Annotated in this window: 13 protein-coding genes; all 13 read right to left on the bottom strand. The window is 55.9% G+C overall.

The genetic code is table 11. The features are described 5' to 3' along the window. Positions 1 to 153 precede the first annotated feature (153 nt). Entirely contained in the window at positions 154 to 2,301 is a 2,148-nt protein-coding gene (locus EP237_RS01400) for a tetratricopeptide repeat protein (RefSeq protein ID WP_164744588.1), read from the bottom strand. After that, positions 2,298 to 3,275 (bottom strand): tetratricopeptide repeat protein, encoded by a 978-nt coding sequence (locus tag EP237_RS01395; protein WP_127557333.1) that lies wholly within the window; start codon positions 3,273 to 3,275, stop codon positions 2,298 to 2,300. Before EP237_RS01395 ends, EP237_RS01400 begins: the two co-directional genes overlap by 4 nt. A gap of 101 nt (positions 3,276 to 3,376) precedes the next feature. Then, entirely contained in the window at positions 3,377 to 4,321 is a 945-nt protein-coding gene (locus EP237_RS01390; RefSeq protein ID WP_164744587.1) for a glycosyltransferase family 10 domain-containing protein, read from the bottom strand. A gap of 130 nt (positions 4,322 to 4,451) precedes the next feature. Then, complete coding sequence (locus EP237_RS01385; RefSeq protein WP_127557329.1) at positions 4,452 to 5,615, bottom strand: hypothetical protein; 1,164 nt, start codon at positions 5,613 to 5,615, stop codon at positions 4,452 to 4,454. 52 nt (positions 5,616 to 5,667) lie between these two features. After that, a complete protein-coding gene (locus tag EP237_RS01380) occupies positions 5,668 to 6,591 on the bottom strand; it encodes a sulfotransferase (protein ID WP_127557327.1) in 924 nt (307 codons plus the stop codon). A 2-nt stretch (positions 6,592 to 6,593) separates the two neighbouring features. Further along, positions 6,594 to 9,338 carry a coiled-coil domain-containing protein gene (locus tag EP237_RS01375; protein ID WP_164744586.1) on the bottom strand — a complete coding sequence of 915 codons (2,745 nt, stop codon included), beginning with the start codon at positions 9,336 to 9,338 and terminating at the stop codon, positions 6,594 to 6,596. Between the two features lie 265 nt (positions 9,339 to 9,603). Continuing rightward, entirely contained in the window at positions 9,604 to 10,575 is a 972-nt protein-coding gene (gene fcl / locus EP237_RS01370) for a GDP-L-fucose synthase (protein WP_127557323.1), read from the bottom strand. Positions 10,576 to 10,589: 14 nt separating this feature from the next. Then, positions 10,590 to 12,872 (bottom strand): FkbM family methyltransferase, encoded by a 2,283-nt coding sequence (locus EP237_RS01365; RefSeq protein WP_127557321.1) that lies wholly within the window; start codon positions 12,870 to 12,872, stop codon positions 10,590 to 10,592. 42 nt (positions 12,873 to 12,914) lie between these two features. Continuing rightward, entirely contained in the window at positions 12,915 to 14,039 is a 1,125-nt protein-coding gene (gene gmd / locus EP237_RS01360) for a GDP-mannose 4,6-dehydratase (protein WP_127557320.1), read from the bottom strand. Positions 14,040 to 14,168: 129 nt separating this feature from the next. Beyond that, entirely contained in the window at positions 14,169 to 14,330 is a 162-nt protein-coding gene (locus tag EP237_RS23005; protein WP_164744584.1) for a hypothetical protein, read from the bottom strand. A gap of 96 nt (positions 14,331 to 14,426) precedes the next feature. Beyond that, positions 14,427 to 15,404 (bottom strand): hypothetical protein, encoded by a 978-nt coding sequence (locus EP237_RS01355; protein WP_127557319.1) that lies wholly within the window; start codon positions 15,402 to 15,404, stop codon positions 14,427 to 14,429. A 26-nt stretch (positions 15,405 to 15,430) separates the two neighbouring features. Then, a complete protein-coding gene (locus EP237_RS01350) occupies positions 15,431 to 16,570 on the bottom strand; it encodes a polysaccharide pyruvyl transferase family protein (protein ID WP_127557318.1) in 1,140 nt (379 codons plus the stop codon). A gap of 34 nt (positions 16,571 to 16,604) precedes the next feature. Beyond that, positions 16,605 to 18,695 carry a glycosyltransferase gene (locus EP237_RS01345; RefSeq protein ID WP_127557317.1) on the bottom strand — a complete coding sequence of 697 codons (2,091 nt, stop codon included), beginning with the start codon at positions 18,693 to 18,695 and terminating at the stop codon, positions 16,605 to 16,607. Positions 18,696 to 18,890: the final 195 nt, after the last annotated feature.

Genomic DNA, 18,890 nt, shown 5'->3' with positions numbered 1-18,890 from the left:
AAGGCGTATGAATAGTGCGGGTGTGTCAGGTTCCGCGGAGCTTAGGCACCCAATTCAGTACAGATGCTGCAACCGTTCAATCACCATTGGCATCGCAGCAATCCAGTGGCAGCAAATTCCAGACGCTCACTCTACCAGGCATGGTTGAGGTATTCAGGTTGTTGCCTTGCGACCCTTGGCTCTAATGGTAGCGCGCCCGATGCCCGCGTCCGGGTTTAGAAAGGATCGTATCCAGCTTCGCTCAGTGGATTTGTATGACAGTTGAATATGTGGCCAAACGCCATTTCTTAGCAGATTGATGGAAACGATACAGACACCGGGCAAGAGCAGTCCCGCCTCGTCGGTTCCCACATTCGCGACCGCCCGTGTCATTGCACCCGGCCCCGTGCTCAGCCAAAGGATTTCACCTTGCGGCCCGCCAAATGCGTTGACAGCGTCATCCAGCGCTGCGCGGATGATCGGGTCGCGTGGCTGAACGGCGAGAAAACTGTTGCCCACGCTCATCTGTGGTTCCTGGTAGCCCAGAAAGCGGAGCGAGTGGTCTATGAATGTGTCAAGAGGGACTGTGCAACGGTCGTCTGCATCCAGGTAGATTCCACCTTCGTGCCAAAGCACGACCAACCGGAAGATATCGGCCTTGCCGGCGGCATTCGGCGCCAGCCGAAACGCTTCAATGGCCGCCTTTTCACCCTTTTCCTGCAAGTAGTCGCGCGCTGATTTCTGGTCGAAGCGCCGATAACTGTAAGCGGGGTTGGCAACGCGGTTCTCTTCCATCAGATCTGCAACTTGATTGGGCGGATCCGGCGCATCCCAGAATTGGAAGATCTTACGCGGAATCCGATCTGGGGCGGACGACAACTCTGGCGCATCATGCACCTGATCCAGCACCTCGCCGCAGCGGCGCAGGGATACCATCAGGCCCAAGGCCAATGCCGTGCTTGACGGGTTGCCCATCAGGCTCCGCTTGTATTCTCGTGCGGCTATCCGCTGATCAAGACCTGGGCGGCTTAGTGCAAGCGCGGGATCATCACCCAGCAAGCGGTATTCATTCATGATCTGACCGTTCAGGGAACGTTTGACCTTCTTGGTTAGCTTACCGGTTTCATCCTGCATCCAACGCAAGTTGACCCATGTCCGATGACTTTCCCAAGCTGAATCAACATCACCAGCCATAAGTTCTGCTGTTGCCTTGCGTGACCACCCATAGACATTGTCTGGATTGGCCAGAACCGTCGCTTGCGCCAGTTCCAAAGCGCTTTCCACATCGGCCCTTCCAAGGGCCATGTCAGCCAAGCGATCACGCCTGCGTTTTTCATCGTCTCGATTGCGCACAGGAATACTGTCCAGCGCGGCCCTTGCACCATCGTAGTCGCAAACGGCCTGTCTAAATTTAACCAGTTCGATTACTGAATACGCGTTGCTTTCTGGACCACAGGCCAACGGTTCGATCACGCTCATGGCTTCATCGTTGAGGCCGAGGTGATGGCAGGCAACGGCCAATGTCCTGTCAAGTGAGGCTGAGGACCCATTTTTTTTTCGCGTTGCCATTAGGAGGTTCCGCGCCCCGACGGCATCCTTCTGCTGCAACAGATAGTTCGCACGAACGACAGCACCTTGCTGATTGTCCGGGTCCGCATGCTCGATTCTCTCACTTGCATTCTTACAGCCGTCCTCGTCCTCCATTCGCGACAAGAATTGCAACGCCTTAATCTGAACCTGCACGGACCCGGGCCAGTCGGTTTGCGCGCAATAGCAGGCTTGAATGGCTGCTTCGCGGCCACGAAAGCCCGATAACAAACGCCAGTACTGTGCCAAGAGATTCGGATCGCCCTGGAAGCGCTGGAGACCCTTTTCCACAGCGTCCAGTGCGCTCGCCTGCTGCTCTGCTTCTTCGAAGGCTTGCACCAGGAGGCTCTGCATATCAGCATTGGTTGCTTTCGCGTCAGCCAAAGGGGCAAGTAGCCGAACGGCCTCATCCGGTTGGCCCGTCGCCAAATTCAATCTCGCCAATTTGCCCGCGACTGGCGCTGACATGGCATCGGTTGCGAAGCGCGTCAGGATGGATATTGCATCGTGGTTGCGGCCGGCAAGCTGCAATAAATGCGCAATCTCCAATGCGAGAAACTGATCCGCTGGACGAAAGCCGATTGATTGCTCGGCAAATGCCAGGGCTTCCGACGGGCCCATTGTTTCATGGCAGATCCGAAGCCGGGACAGCAGGATCGCCGGACGGTTTTGCGCGTCTATTGGCAGGGACTCTATGAATTCCTCCGCCTCCTCATGGCGTTCGATCTCGATCAACAGATTACAGACCATGTTCTGTAGTTTTTCATCCAAGGCCCCTGGCGCCAATGAAAAACGAAATCGAGTGCCTCTTCAGCCCTCCCCAATCCACGAAGAATTCGGGCTTTCATCCAGCACTGATATGAATTGTTTGAGTAACGTTGCAGGCTGCGGTCCAGAACCGCCAGCGCTTCCTCCGGACGACCCTTTTCTTCTAGTGCTTGCGCCAGATCAGAGAACAGCCCGGGCGGAGGGTTTTGCAGATCCCGTTCAGCGTCTTCCATGACAGAAATCGCCCAGATGAGATAGCCCGCCTTTTTGCACACCCGCGCAAACTGTTTTCGATGCGGCCATGGCGCGTCTTTCGTTATCAATGGGTCAAGGCAATCGATGGCCTCATGGCAGCGATCCAGGTCTTCCAGCAATCCAGCAGCGCGCAAGATGAGTTCCGTGCGGTCGGGATGGGCCCGACAAAACGCCTGAGCGTGGGACAAAGCGGCCTCTTGCCCTTCCATGATTTCGGTCACGCGTATCCGAGCCATCTGGTATGGCTGTCGGGCACGAGTTTCTGCGGTCGCCTCGTTCAGCAGGTCGTTTGCCTCCTGCAATCGCTCCGTTTCGATCAGCAAGACAACCATTCGGTTGAGAAGCCAACTCGCCAAAAGCTCTCGCGGCAAGGTTTCGGAAAAGGCGATAGCGGACTCCGCCCCTTCCATGGCCCGAAGTGTCGCTATTATTAAGTCGCACAGACCAGCGTGGACCGGAAACTGGGCAAGGCCGTCTTCTGCAATTCGAAGTGCCGCAGCATGGTCTTTGGCGTCGAAGTGCCGCCGGGCATCAAGCAAATAATCCTGTGCAGTCTTCTCAGATGACATTTCCACGCTGGCCCATTGTCCAAACAACTGATTTTGATAGTTTTCTCTTACGCCACTAAATGCCGCTTTCCAACTGGTTTGGACAATGCCTGCCTTCCGTCCGACACGGCACGCCACTCACCCGTGTCCCTCACGCTTCAGACATCGTTTTTCAAGATGAACGGAAACGTGCAGTGCATGAAGAACAGCTGACGGAAGGAAAGGGCGTCGAAGAGACCCTATATCCGCCGTCCCGAGATCACCGAATTCAATTCATGGACCAACGCGACGCAAAGTCTTTCGTACTCCGCCTCGATGGCCTGCCTGTCATCGAAAAGACGCGCCAGATACTCCTGGGTTCTGGCGTAGCCTTCGCAGGTCTTTTGGTCGACAGGCCGTTCGGCATCGAAGACCGGAATTGTGTCGGTATGATCATAGAAATTGCGCCAGCCTTCCGTACCCAGAAGTCGGGAGACGCGATGGCCAGACGAAGCGTAGTAAAGCGGAACAGCGCCAACTGCGAAGGCATCATAGATCTTCTCGGAGACGTAGTCGGGATGATGCGTGTTCTCAAAAGCCGACATGTAGCGGCAAGAATGATCGAAACGGACCAGCTTGTCTCGGTGCCAGTCGTCCAGCTCCTGCCGCAGAGGCGCGTCCTCCCACCCGTAACCTTTGCGAACCACGCTTCGGCCGATGCATTGCGCCGCGAAGTTGCTGCGATACACGGATAGCGCCCACATGCCAGCGTCGACAAAGCAGGGAGAAAAAACCTGCCCTGTGCGTCGAATGTTCAAGAACACAGCATCAGCGCGCGCCTGTGAAAAATGATGATGCCATGCTGTCGCCGACATCCCTGCATTGCGAGCCGTCATGGGGCGATAATGCGCAATATAGCGCGGGTCGGTCAGCAGGAAATATGGAATTTTTTCCGATTTGTAGATATCAGATGTCACATGATTGAGGACCGTGTAAGGGAGAGCGCCGTGCACCGTTTCGCGGACTTGATGGCGTGATACCGGATCCGGCATCCAGATGCTGTCCCAGAAAGGTTCTTCCGACAGCAATACCAGACGAAGGTCCGGCACCGCCGCCAGCATCTCGTAAATCTGACTGCCGAAAAGGTCGAAATCCGCATGGTGGCTGATAACGAGAAGGCGGGCATCTGCCGGAGTGTCAACCAAGCTCACCCTGTCACCGAGCCTTGTTCGGATTGCATCATAGCTCAAAGGGTTCCGGTTTCGGTACCCGCCAAAGCAATAAACCGGGATCATACCTGTCCTTGGCACCTTGCCTGAGGGGTCGCCATGGTGCTCAAGAGTCCGCCTGACTGCTAGGCTCCGCCTCACGTATTGGGGCAACCAACAAGCGAACTTGCCTCAGCGGCTTGGTGATCCGCCAGGAGCGCGACTCGTAAATCTCGGTCATTTGCTGACTCAGGATGTTCCGTTCCGCTTCAACCGAAGCAAGGCGCGCTTCGGTTTCCTGCAGCCGTGTTTGCAGGGAATTGCGCTCTCTCGCTTCACGGCGCAGATCGGTCAGGGCCCGGGACAGCGCGCGCTCGGATTCATACGCGGCCTTGTCGCGAAGCTCCTCCTTGCGAAGTCCGTCTTCTTCGCGCCTCGCGATCTCGGCAAGTTGCACACCAAGTTGATCGCGCAGCAAGCTGATCTCCTTTTCGCGCCTCGCGATCTCGGTAAGTTGCACACCAAGTTCATCACGCAGCAAGCTGATTTCCTGTGCATGTGTCTCGGCGGAGGAGACTGTCGTCGCAAGCTCTGCGCTCAAACGCACGCAGTCGGCCTTTGCCGCGGCAAGCGCCCGGTCGTCCTGTTCCGTCTTGTCCTTCAGGTCCAAGGACAACCGGCGAATGCGCTGCAACCCTTTTGCAGCCGGTTCGAGCCAAGACGTCGCCAATGCATCGGTTCCGAAGGTCAGACTGTTTGCCTCCAGTTCGTCAAGACAGTCACGCAACATGTCCAGGCGAGAAAGGGCAAGAACTGCCAGCATCTGTGACACGGTATCGCCCGGCCCGGCCTCGCCAAGCTGCACTTCCGGCAAACGCGCCAGACCAAGGGCAGACGCAAGCCTTTCACGGTCAGAAGGCTCGGCTTGTGGCGATATGAGGCGGGCGTCGAACAGCTTCAAACCACGGCGGTGACGGCGCAGCAGCGACAGCAGGCCACGCATCCGATCAAGCCAGTCGGCTATGATTTCGACCGTCTGTCCATCGTTTTGAAGCGCGGTGGCAACAGTCTCAGACGGGATATCCCAGAACAAGGAGATTTGCCCGGTGCCGCCCTCCAACCTTTCGCGGAGTTGTTCGGTATCAATCCGTTCAACACCGAGTCCAGCACCCAGTAGCGCCTGCAAGACGAGACCGGGAACATCCTCGGTCACAAGGACGGTCGAAGCGGACTGTGAAGGGCCGGTTTGCATGGATTGAACGGGCTTTCCGGTGTCTAAAATCTGATTCATGCTTTCTAGTCCCATTTACCGGCCATGTCGACGCATCTGCGGCCTTCACAATTCAAGGTTCGTAGTCGAGTTTGTCACAAAGGATGGTGTAGGCCTCAGAACTGCGCTGTGACTCAACTGCTTCTGGTACGGGCCTGCGCGGGCGGGCGCCGATGATCGGGCTGCTTCGGCCACTGTCCCCGCTGATGCGGACTGCGCCGATCATGTCGAGAGCCAACGGTTCATAGGGCAGCGAGAGGATCTCGCAAATCCGTTCCAGTTGCCCTTCGGGATCGGCGATGAATTGCTCGTATTTTATCAGCGGGGAGGACTCGTGCCGGTTCAGGAAGGCCATTGTCCGCAGACTGTACTCTTCCAGCGTATCAGGCTCGAAACCGATCCAACCATTGTTGGCAAGGGCCAGATAGGCATCGAGCGGATGGCGTACACTGACCAGGGAAAGTGTGGGAAAGGCGGCGCTGAGGATTTCCAACACCGTAGGACGTGCAGTGTGATCTGCACCGGCGTGGAACTGCGAATGCGGGTGGTCGCGCAGCACCATGCGCATCCCGCGTCGTTCCAAACCTGTCAGCACGCTGTCTATGCTGGCACGGAAGGCCGCAATACGGATCTCGTCGTCGACCTTTCGGTTCGCATGATTAAGCGCGTGGATAACATCGGTCGGTGCGAATTTGGGCTTTTCACCCAGATTTGCGACCTCCATGCGGCTGAGCGGGTCAATCTCGCTGAGCAGCACGACATTCGGCAGGGCAGCGATGCATTTGGAAATCAACGTGCCGCCGGAACATGCAAGATGGTGAAGACTGCGCACCGGCTCTGGTGGGGTAAAGTCTTCACACAATGCCTGGCATTGCTCCAGAAGGCTCGGCAGCGGCTCTGCCACCGCGTTCGCGCCGTCTTGACGATAGTCTTCCAGCATTGCCAGCGCATCCGCCAGTTCGCCTGCCAGAACATCCGTGGTGATGTCGGACGCCATCCTCAGTTCCCCTGCTTGGACGCGGCCGCACTCCGACGTTGCTTGGTCGAAGCTTTTTTGGCCCCAGGCCTCTTTTTCACAGACTTGGGAGGCGCTTGGTCTTCCACCGCGGGCGTCTCTTCGGCTTGGGCGAGTTGTAGCATCTGAAGATGTTCAGACGCTTGAGTCAGCTTAGGGGTCAATTTACGCAGCAGTTCCTCCTGTTGACGGCGTTTGCCTTCGCTGAATTCAAAACGGGTGCGTAGATTGTCCAGGTCGACCTGCAACATGGCGTTTACCCTGGATTGGAAGGCTTGTTCGGTCGTGGCCTGTTCGGCACGCCGCTCGGCCCTTTCTAGGGCTGGTGTGACTTCGGCCAACCTCGCCTCGATGTCGGTCAGCTGGCCTGTACGCTCGGTGAGCTCGGCCTCACCGGTGGCCACCTTCGCCTGCAATTCCGAGATGAGGGCATCACGCTCTGCGAGGTGCCCTTCAAGCTCTTCACGTTTCTGCACATGTCCTTCAACGACCTGCGCTTGGTCCTGCAGTTGCGATTGCAGCGCAGCGAGATCAGACTTGAGCTGCTCTTCAGTTTTCTTCTGCTCCGCCAGGATGGCATCGCGCTCTGCAAGATGCCCTTCAAGCTCTTCACGTTTCTGCGCATGTCCTTCAACGACCTGCGCTTGGTCCTGCAGTTGCGATTGCAGCGCAGCGAGATCAGACTTGAGCTGCTCTTCAGTTTTCTTCTGCTCCGCCAGGATGGCATCGCGCTCTGCAAGATGCCCTTCAAGCTCTTCACGTTTCTGCGCATGTCCCTCAACGACCTGCGCTTGGTCCTGCAGTTGCGATTGCAGCGCGGCGAGATCAGACTTGAGCTGCTCTTCGGTTTTCTTCTGCTCCGCCAGGACGGCATCACGCTCTGCGAGGTGTCCTTCAAGCTCTTCACGTTTCTGCGCATGTCCTTCAACGACCTGCGCTTGGTCCTGCAGTTGCGATTGCAGCGCAGCGAGATCAGACTTGAGCTGCTCTTCAGCTTTCTTCTGTTCCGCCAGGACGGCATCACGCTCTGCGAGGTGCCCTTCAAGCTCTTCACGTTTCTGCACATGTCCTTCAACGACTTGCGCTTGGTCCTGCAGTTCCACTTGCAGCGCAGCAAGATCAGCCTTGAGCTGCTCTTCAGTTTTCTTCTGCTCCGTCAGGACGGCATCACGCTCTGCCAAAGCCGATTGCGCACTTGACACAGCAGTCCTCAGATCCGCTGTTGCCTGCCGAGCCTCTTCCAGGGCTTCGTCCCGCATTGCCAACGCCTTTTGCGCTTTCGCCAGGGCTTCGCTCTTCTCAGTCAGGTCATTTCTGGCCACCGCCAGTTCTTCACTTACGGTAGCAATCGACTGATCCCGTTCTGCGAGCGCCGCTTCCTTCGATTCTAGCGACGCCCTTGTATTCTCTAGCGCAACGGTCTTGTCCTTCAGTTGCTTGTTCAGTTCATCCAGTTCTTTCCTGACTGAATGCAGAGACTTATCGCGATCCACGATCTCTGCACTGTGGTCAGCCAAGGCCTGATTTCGTTCATCCAGCAATGCCTGCTTCTGGGAAAGCTGTCGGCGTAGATCGGCAAGATCCTCACCTACCTTCTCAAGCGCCTCGCGCTTGCTGGCGAGCTCCTGTTCCTTGCCTTCAAGCTTCTGGTTTGCTTCGTCATTCGCTGCAAGGCTGGAAGCCAAAGCGCGGCTTGCCTCGTCAAGTTCATTAGTCGCCCGGGACAGTGCCTCCTCAGACCTTTCAAGCTCCAAGGCCTTGCTGGCGAGTTCAGCGTTTTTGCTGGCAAGTTTGCTGCCGACTTCCTCAATCTCAAGGGTGCGGGCATCAAGCTGATTCCTGAGCGTCGCGATTTCTTTGTCGCGCTGTTCGACCGCCTTGGTCTGTTTTTGCAGATCCGCCCGCGCTTTCTTCAGGCTTTGGTCACGATTGGACAGTTTCGCGCTGAGTGATCTCGCCTTGGTCTTGAGCTCACTGTTTATTGCCTGCAGGGCTTTTTCCCGTTCTGACAACTCGCCAACGGATTGTTCGACCTCAAGGGTGCGGGCAGCTAGCTGCTCTCTGAGCGTCGCGATTTCCTTGTCGCGCTGTTCGCCCTCGTCAGCCTGCGCTTGCAACTCCGCCCGCGCTTTCTTCAGGCTTTGGTCACGGTCGGACAGGGTCGCACGCAGTGAACTAAGCTCACTCTCCAACTCGGCAAGTCGGCGCGCCCTGGGATCGGCAGTGAAATGCAGTTCCGGCCAGTCGGAATCGTCCGTGTTCACACTTCGCAACGCAAAGCCACGCTCGATGAGCCGGCTCTCGATCTCTTCACTGGCCAATGCTCCGTCGAAAAACGGCTCGACGCCGCAGCGCACGCAAAGAGAGGAAAGTCTTTGCAGCAAACCCGCGGCGTCCAGCGCATCAAGGATCTCGGCTTCGCCACCGGGCAGATCGATCACGCAATTCACGGGATCAGGCAAATCGCCCAGTTGCGCCGCAAGGTCCTTGCCGGTTATTCGGTCCGCCGATGTCCTGTTCCGTTCTTTCAGGCCCGGGAAGAGTGCCATCAGAGCCTCTGTCGGTTGACCGAGACTCACGAGTCCGGGCAGCGAATAGTGGATCACCTCAGCCTTGCCAGACCTGGGACCCGGAACCGCGAGAATATGTGTCGGGCCGAGTTCATTGAGCGAGTCGGGCAAGTAGTTGGCCGCTTCGGCAACTGGATCAAACAGGGCAATCTGGCCCACGGGCCCAATCCTCTGACCAATCTTCGGCAGCATCTCAGACGCGCCGCCGCACCCGACAATGATCAGGCTTCCTGCCGCCATATGAGGGCTTGTTTCCATCTCCGCCCGAGCCTCCGTCTTTCCCATCGGTTCAGATCGCATGATACAGGCTCGGTGTTCCGAACTTCGCCTGACCTCGACTTTTCTACTTGCAAGCGCATCCTGCGTTCTACTGTCTGTATTCGTTCTATGCCAGCAGGCGTCTCAAAACCAGTAGGGGCATTGTTCAGCCTCTGAAGCTGCCCTGATTGTCGAGGAACCATTGATAAGTCTCGGCAATCCCGTCTTCGAGTCCTATGCGCGCAGTCCAGCCCATGCGGGCAAGGCGGCTTACATCCATCAGCTTTCGCATGGTGCCATCCGGCTTGCTCGTGTCGTTGGTAATTCGGCCCTCGAAACCGGTCACTTTGGCCACCATCCGGCCCAAATCTCCAATGCTGACATCCGTGCCGCTACCAACATTGATATGGCTCAGCATCGGCTCGGTATTGGCGGTGTAGCTCGTCTTGTCCAGATCAAGGACGAACAGGCTCGCCTCGGCCATGTCGTCCACATGCAGGAATTCGCGCATCGGCTTGCCGGTACCCCACATGACGACCTCGTCGCTGCCTTCCTGAACGGCTTCATGAAACCGCCGGATCAGCGCAGGAAGAACGTGCGAATTCTCCGGGTGAAAGTTGTCGCCGGGTCCGTACAGATTGGTTGGCATGACCGAACGGTAGTCGGTCCCGTGCTGCCGGTTATAGCTTTCGCAAAGCTTGATCCCGGCAATCTTGGCAATGGCATAAGGCTCATTCGTGGGTTCCAGGGTGCCCGTCAGCAGTGCATCCTCTCGCATTGGCTGCGGAATGCCCTTGGGATAGATACAGGATGACCCGAGCTGCAGCAGGCGCTGCACGCCAGCGGCAAAGGCCTGATGGATGACATTGCATTCAATCATCAAGTTTTCGTAAATGAAATCTGCTGGGTAGGTATTGTTAGCGTGAATGCCGCCCACTTTTGCAGCAGCCAGAATGACGACATCCGGCCGTTCCGCCTGCATGAATTCCCGCACTGCCGTCTGATCCGTCAAATCAAGCTGCGAGGATGTGCGGGTGACAATCTCGATCTTCTCTCCCGTACGCGCACGCGCTTCAAGCTTGCGCAAGATCGCGCCTCCAACCATGCCACGGTGGCCGGCAACGTAAATTTTCTGCATGACCTTTGACATCCTCAAGTCGATTGCGAAGAGAAACCGGGGAATGGATCGCCTGGGTCCTTGCGACGATACAGGCAATCTCGAGTGTATTTTCTTTCGGACAGCTTCGCTATCCGTTCATACCCATGCTGAATGAGGAATGTTCCCACATCGTCGGAATAATTATCTTCTGCAAGAATATGACGAGGCGCATGGCGAGAGAAATCCAGCCCACGCAAGACATCGATCTCAGCCCCCTCGACGTCAAGCAACAGTAAATCGAGCCGCTCGACCTCGCGCGCGTCAAGCAGCCTGCTCATCGGAATCGCAGGAACCTCGATATCCTGTCGCGGCTTCCGCGCGGATCGTTCGCCCCTGGAAATCCAGATCTCCCGTTCCCCAGAGTCCAGAATGCTCCGGTCTGTCATGCCCATGAGGCCGACATCGGTCAGCGTCACATGACTGCGCTCAAAATCGGATGCGACGCAAGCCGCATGCGCCGTCATCATATTCGGGCGCGTCCGGACACATCGGGCGTAGCTTACAGGGTTGGCTTCAATAAGAAGGCCCGACCATCCAAGCTTTTCTAGGAGAACAGAATTGCTCTGTTGAAGGCCGTCATTGGCACCGATCTCGACTAGAAACCCCGGAGGCTCATCGCCAAGCGCCTCCACAAGACGCAAATCAAGCCCTTCAAGTCCATAGCTTTCACGCGAGAAGTCGCAGGGTATCGATCTGCGGTCATACTGCGCCCAGGCTTCATTCAGCGTAATCATGTTGAACGGAGGGCGACGAAAGAACGGAATATCGCGATTGAAATGTCCGACCTCTGGCACAATACCGGTGTTCGCAATACTGGCTTCCCGCGTGCGCCGATGCTTCAAGCCCCGCTCGGCGGAAAGAAATGACACGGCAGAGTCCCAAGAATAACCGCGCCCAAGCACCTTGAGGACATCGCGCCCCGGGGTCACGTCCAGCCTTGCCCGGATGTCGTCCGTCATTCGGCTTGCGATCTCTGCGCAGTAGGTGTCTTCATCCAGCAGAAACAGCCGCTTTAATTCCGGGAGAAGCGCCAAGAGTTGCTCCGAATGAGCCGCCCACCCCCACCCTTGGAAACGCGGGAAGTCGCCATCATCGGGATCTTCACACCCGAAATGGTGTCCGTAGACAGAAAAGTACCTTGGATCTTTCTCAATTCTCTCAAGTTCGGATTCGAAGTCATCGACGGCACCCTGTTTGGGAAAGCAGTCGTCTTCCAGCACCAACACGCGATCATACTTCGCTGCCATACACTCCAACCCATCGAGCATCAGCTTTTCAATGCCCAGATGGGAATGATGCACTCTCAGCTCCGCCAAATCGTAGCGTTGCGCAAGTGCGATGCTCTCTTCGTTGACACCGGCCAGTTCGGCACGTCCCTTGGTCCCGTCGATCCAAACATGGGCAGAACCCAGCTTGCCCTGTTGTCGAAGGCTTTCGAGTACTGATTGCAGATGGTGCGGGCGGCCATATCCGAGGACCAGGATCCCCAGTTCCGGTTTCCGTCGGGCCTCAACCTCGCCTTGCCGCGAGTCCTCGAACCAACGGACACTGGTGAAGTTCCGATATGCGTAGAAGACCGAGGTGCACCACGCATAGGGATTGATCGGACCGAGCCCCCCAAAGTCTATGCGCCGATAGCCGGAATCCGCCAGCAGATCGAATGCGGGCTGATAGATATCCCGATCCGAATTGTCGAACACGATGAACCCGCCACGTCGAAAATGCCGGATCGCCGCCCAAGTCGACAGCACGCGCGCCATACCGTCGATGACCACCACATCGAAACTATCGGGCGGGTTGTCCAGAATTTGCAGCGCATAGGTTCGGAAGGCGTTGTTCAACTGACCGCTACGGTATGTTCGAACGCTCCGTTCAGGGTCTACGAGCACCGGCTGACCTTGTGCCCGTTCCTCCAGCAGTCGGGGCAAGGGAGCCGCCTCCTCGACAATCCGGAATTCCGCATGGGGCGGAAGCTGCGGCTGTATCACTGCACCGAATGCCGGATCATGATCGATACTGACAAGTCGGCGAAGACGGCCGGCCCAGTAAACCGATGACTGCCCCCCGCCATATTCGAACATGGACAGGTCAGCGGGCAGTTCGCGTTCCAGGAACTCGATGGCACCGTAGGTGAACCAGGGCATCGGTGCGCCGTCACGGACCGAGAGTTTCCGGTCCGCGCTGTCGAGCCATCCAGAGTCCTTCAAGAAACCATTTCGGAGCGCCTGCTCCATGTCAGCAAGGGACTTACCTTCGTAGTACAGCGGCAGAGGCATGGGCGCAGGTGACACGTTATAAGTCCTCGCTCACAGTTTGGATCAGCCATTCTCCAGGCTGATTGGCAGGTCCATACCATGCTCCTTTAGCAGTGCGTGACGTTTTGCGGTCTTAAGATCCTCGGAGACCATTTCCGCACACATGTCCTGGGTGGAGATCTCCGGCACCCAACCCAATCTCTCCTTGGCCAGGGACGGATCGCCAAGCAGCGTTTCCACCTCGGCGGGACGGAAGTAACGGGGATCAATACGCACTATGACATCGCCAGGCTTGACCGCAGGAGCATTGGCCCCTTCAACCGAATCCACAACTCCGATTTCATCCACACCCTCGCCCTCGAAGCGCAGCGTAACACCCAGTTCCTCGGCCGACCACGAGATGAACTGGCGCACCGAGAACTGCTGACCAGTTGCAATCACGAAGTCTTGCGGCTCGTCTTGCTGCAGCATCATCCACTGCATGCGAACATAGTCCTTGGCATGGCCCCAGTCACGCAATGCATCGATATTGCCCATGTACAGGCAGGGCTCCAGACCTTGGGCGATATTGGCCAAACCCCGGGTGATCTTTCGGGTCACGAATGTTTCGCCCCGGCGCGGACTCTCGTGGTTGAAGAGAATACCGTTGCAGGCAAACATACCGTAGGCTTCGCGGTAGTTCACGCAGATCCAATAGGCGTAGAGCTTGGCCACGGCATAAGGCGAACGGGGATAAAACGGCGTTGTCTCACGCTGCGGCGTTTCCTGCACCAGGCCGTAAAGCTCGGAGGTTGAGGCCTGATAAAAGCGGGTTGTCTTTTCCAGCCCGAGAAAGCGGATCGCCTCCAACAGTCGCAGGGTGCCGATCGCGTCCACATCGGCGGTATATTCCGGCGCCTCGAAGCTGACGGCGACATGGGATTGCGCGCCCAGATTGTAAACCTCGTCCGGCTGCACCTCTGACAAGATGCGTGTCAGGTTGGAGGTATCGGTCAGATCACCATAATGGAGCTTGAGATGGGCATGGTTGGAATGCGGATCCTCGTAGATATGGTCGATCCGCTGCGTGTTGAACGAGGAGGCCCGGCGCTTGATGCCATGCACCTCGTAGCCTTTTTCCAGCAGGAATTCTGCGAGGTAGGATCCGTCCTGTCCAGTGATGCCGGTGATGAGCGCTTTTTTGGTCATTGTAGGTATACAGCCTGAGTTCTTTGATGGTGGCTTGGTCCTTCACTTAACGAAGAGGTCAAGCACATGCCACCGCTCCATCCAGTTGATAAAACTCCAGATGCCGAAATTCTGGACAAAGGAACACTATTATTCGGCCTGAGACTTCGCCTTTTCAACCATAGAAATCGCATCCGCCAAGGTCTTTTGGATAATCCAAGGGTTATCATTCAGCCATTGCCCCTCTGCAGTTCTATCACCCCTCAATACTGCAAGTTCTTTGAATATCTCAACGATGATTTTTTCATTCATGTCTTCTTCCTTCCTACCAAACAATCCTAAACAAACCCACCGTGACTACGCTATGGATACAGTCAACGATGCTTCTTGCGCTCAATCATGCTTGCCTCATGACTTGGAGATATGCGCAAGGTCCAAAACTTGGCATGCATGCCGTGCTAGCTCCTTAGACTCTTTTTCAGTGCTGACCCTGAGGTCAAAAGCCCTATCGAGATCCCGAGATGCGCTCCTAACAACTTCGTCAGATTCTGCGTCCCCCAGTCCATACTCAATCAAAAATTCTCTATATTTCGGAATAACCATCTGCAGCCTGCAAAGTACATCTTTACTGAGGCCTAGGGGGGCAATCTCTCTGAGTTCGCATGGAAGTGGGTAATTCTGAGCCAGTTTGACAAGTATGCTTCGATCTTCAGGTCGCACTAGAACTCCTCTTCTCCTTATTTCTAGCGCGAGCGACTGCGCAAACGCGAATCCAATTGACCTATTTGTGGTGAAGCCCTGAGAAAACGGAGCTTGCGAAGCTACCTCCGGTACCGAACCAAAGCATGTCTCGATAAACCTAATCTCCAGAGGTTTACCCAACCTCTCCGTTGGGCAGATAAGTATTCTACTAGATGCTTTTCTGAATTTCTCAATTTGCGGCACAAAGCGCTCAAGCGCAGAAATCGGACTCGTCCATTTTCCATTAACAAACTCATCAAATGTTGCGGTAAGCCAACCACTGTAATTGAACTGTGACAGGCTCTGAAGTGGCGGAAAGCGAACTGTGAAGATGCTAGCGGTAATTATAAATTTTTTCCCAATGGCCTCGAGAGCAATTTGGCTTCCCGGAAGCGCTTCATTTGAGTAAAAATATGATCCATAAGAAAATTTCTGACGGTGGATTTCCTCAACGAAATTATCCTGCCTGTACATCAGCTTTGTAACTTCAGGATATCCATTTCCAGGCTTGAATTCCTTTCCAATAACACCAATCCCCAGCGCGGAACCAATTTTATTGTCATCCAATGTGAATAAACGCTGAATCGTGGACGTGGCACACTTGGGCAGACCTGGATGCAAGACCAACAGGGGCTTCTGTGACATTATCTAAGAACTCCAACCAATCCAATCTAGTTGGATTCTCGAATTGATATTCCAGATGCACTAGCCACCAACGACATCTTTGAATACAAATCATGTCTGCGCCTTTCATACGCAGAGCTATCAAACTCAATCCATTTCCAAGCATCTTCAACGGTTTCACATTTTTCCAGAAAGTCTTCGATCCCGATATTTGGCAAAGCCATGGTTTCTGACAATTCCTTCGTTCGTGAATCATGAGTTATCCAGAGAGCAGGCGTACCAGCCTGCCATGCAGCCATGTTCCCATGCAGCCTCAGCCCAACGGAAAAGTCAAAGTGACTGCTGTCTTCAAGCCACTGATCAACACAGAAATACGTTCGCATCTTGGTCGCAATAAAGTCGCGGAAGGTATCAAGATCAGCCTCCGGCAAAATAGCCTTCGCGAGGCTGATTTCAAAACTCTCCGCCTTGCGATCGACCGCGAAAGGATTGTTCTGGCGCAGGAACGCGATCATTTCAGGAACAGCCTGCTGAACCATGATGCCCGGGCCATTTGCAGCCCAGGATGCCAATTTGCGTTCAGCTTGGCCCTTGGTCGGGTTCTTGGGCCAAGGCTCGTCGGCATGGGCAATAAAGCTACGCATGGGCGACGTTAACTTGCGTGCGATCATGCTACCAAGATCGGGCGACGGGTTAATGAAGTTTGAAGGACAGCCCGTGATTTCGTAGTTCTCGACACGGTATTTTTCGAGCACTTTCGCCGTGAATTCACCACGTATGGATATCTTGGGACTGCGTTCCCGCATCAGGTCGAGCAAGCGCAATATGCTGGAATGGAAGTCAAAGCTGTCTTTGCTGAAATCATCCGCTTGCGCTCCTAGCCCCAAGAATACAAGAGGCAAGTCGCATTTCTCCAGAAAAGACACGTAGCTACTTAAATCGAAATTCTCCCGCAGGAAATTCGCGGAGGGAATGACGACCGCCTTGTGTTCTGCCTTGATCTGATTGGGCTGCCAAGGAACGTCCTGGCCGATCAGGTTGATCTTGTCTGAAATGATGCTACAAGCCGCATATTGAAACACTAGATTTCCACAGTTGTTCCCAACACGCTGCATTGCGGTTTTCGTGTCCATGAAAGGAAGACCAGGCACATGACCTCGGGTGCCGGAAAGAGCAACAGGCTTCATTGCGAATTACCTTCAATATCAGGGGTCCCGGTCATCAAAATTCTTTCCCGCTCATTTCCACTTCAATCCCCCCCGGCGCCAAACGCATGGCCAATTCCGAGAACGAACTCCAGGTGCTGCCCAGCATCAGTGGCGCCCGCGACAACAGAATCGCGTCGGCCATTGCATAGCGCAACTGTTCCGCCGACCGGTCATATGCGCTACGCGGAAGGAACGCAACACGGGAGCCGTAGCGCGCGCTGAAAGCGTCATAGGTTTCCGGCCGGTCCGCGGCCACGAATATCTGCTCGGCACGCCCTTCAACCGTCAGTTGGTCCAGGCGCTTCATGAAATGCGCGAAATGGCTCTTGGCGCGCCATTCGGCGATCAGATCATGGTCTTCCTGCGTCCAGTTTTCCGCGCTTTCGTAGGGCAAATGCTCGAACTGTTTGCCACCTTCCATGCGCACATGGGCGGTAACGTCATTGGGATTCCGCACGCTGGCCACAAGGTCTCGGATCATCTTGACCGGGATCAGCGACTGGATGAACGCGTTCTCGGCTGTCCAGTGACTGTGCTCGGAGTTCAGGACGAAAGCTGCGCGGGCGTAGACCCCGCGACCGTCATTGAGACTTATCGGCGCATTTTTCTCAGCACCGGGTTCGGCGGTCATGTAGTTGTAGACATCGCACCCGATCGCATCAGCTTCGCTCAGGAAGCCCTTGTCGACTACGGCGCCATCAAAGTCGAACAGGTCTCCGAAATGACAGTCACAATGGTGATCGGGCTCCCAAACGATCACCAGTTCCCGGTCCGTTGCTTCGGCGATTGCGGCGGCCGATCCGATAGCGCGCAGGCGGTTGCCTAGGCCGTGCTGTGCATCGATGAAGATCTTGTTCCGGGGCACCGAAACTGCGGGCATTGGCGGAACCGCGTCAGGAGGGCTCGCCATCGCGTCGAGGAAGGCCTGCTTGGATAGCTCCCCGAGTGGGCGCTGCATCACGCGCTCAAAGGCTTCGGCATTCAGATCGCGCACTTCCGGACCATAGTCCCAGGACATGAGCTCCTGCAGCATCTGGCGCGACGCCGCGTCGAATACGTGAGTGGGCACGACGTTTTCATGATGTCCGGCACGGGTCAGACTGCTCAGGTGCTGGTCTTGCTGCGTGAACTTAAGCGGCAGCAATTGTCGCTGGCCATTCCAGCCCGGCAACATGTCGCACAGGATGCGGTTGCGCTGGATCATGAAGCGCGGGCTGGCAGAGATCACGTCCCGAGCAGGGCGTTGCTCATTGTCGCCTTCTCCGGTGCGTTCTTCATCAGAGTGATCCAGGTGATGGATCGTGTCCGGTGCCACATCGCGGCGGATGAACCCCGCAGATTCTAGCCGGGTGTAAAGGTCATCGTCATCCCAGCCATAGGTGGTGATGAATTCGTTGAATCCCCCCACTGCCGCCAGAGCCGAGCGCGATGTGTAGAAGAAACCGTTCACATGCACCTGATCAGCCGCAGCCGTGCGCCAGTTACCTGCAATGAAGGTGTCGAGGTTTGGCAGCTGATTGCTGTCGAAGAATCCATCGGAGACCACGATATCCGCATCAGCCTTCAATATCCGTTCGCATCTGGCCATACGGAAGCCGACATTAAACGCGTAGGACAGGATCCAGCGAGGCTCATCATCGACGCGGATCACCCGGATGCGTGGATCGTCGACACCTGCGTCCTTCAAAGACTGCGACACCGGTACACGAGAGCTCCAATCCACGATGATCACTTCGGAGATCTGCGCATGTGCCAGCCAGCTGCCGAGAGCCTTGAGAAGGTTATCCGTTCGGTTCATGGCGCAGGTCACGAGGCTGACGCCCGGTGCGCCGCCAGGCTCGATACCGCCGAGCAAGGTATCGCGCCGCATCGCAACCCCATCCTGGACTGCTTCCGGCAGCGTCAAACAGACTTCACGCACCGAGGCGTGTCCTGCGATGAGACGCGAGAAGTTCAGATAGGACTGCCGAATGGACTGCGGTGCATCTGGAGAGATCTTGTCCCGGATGGACGAGAGCTTGCGGTCTACATCGTGAACCCGGTTTTCGACCACAGCACTATATAGATCGTAGAGCTCATTATTGAGCTGAAGAAAATCCTTCATGAACCAAACCTGAACCTTGTGTCGCGTAAAAGACGTCTTGTTTTCAACTGATCAAAGCGAGAGGTGATCTGTTTTCGACACTATATGTCACTTGACCTGTTCACACCTTCGCACCCCTGCACCATAGCCCGTTTCCGCGAGGCAGTTCTTTGCACAGAGAAACGGGCGTTGCAACAGTACTGGCCGGGCTTGGAC

Origin of the sequence: Nioella ostreopsis, assembly GCF_004000255.1 — a bacterium.
GTDB classification, from domain to species: Bacteria; Pseudomonadota; Alphaproteobacteria; order Rhodobacterales; family Rhodobacteraceae; genus Nioella; species Nioella ostreopsis.
Note: the sequence above shows the minus strand (reverse complement) of the source record. Positions and strands in the feature narration are given on the sequence as shown.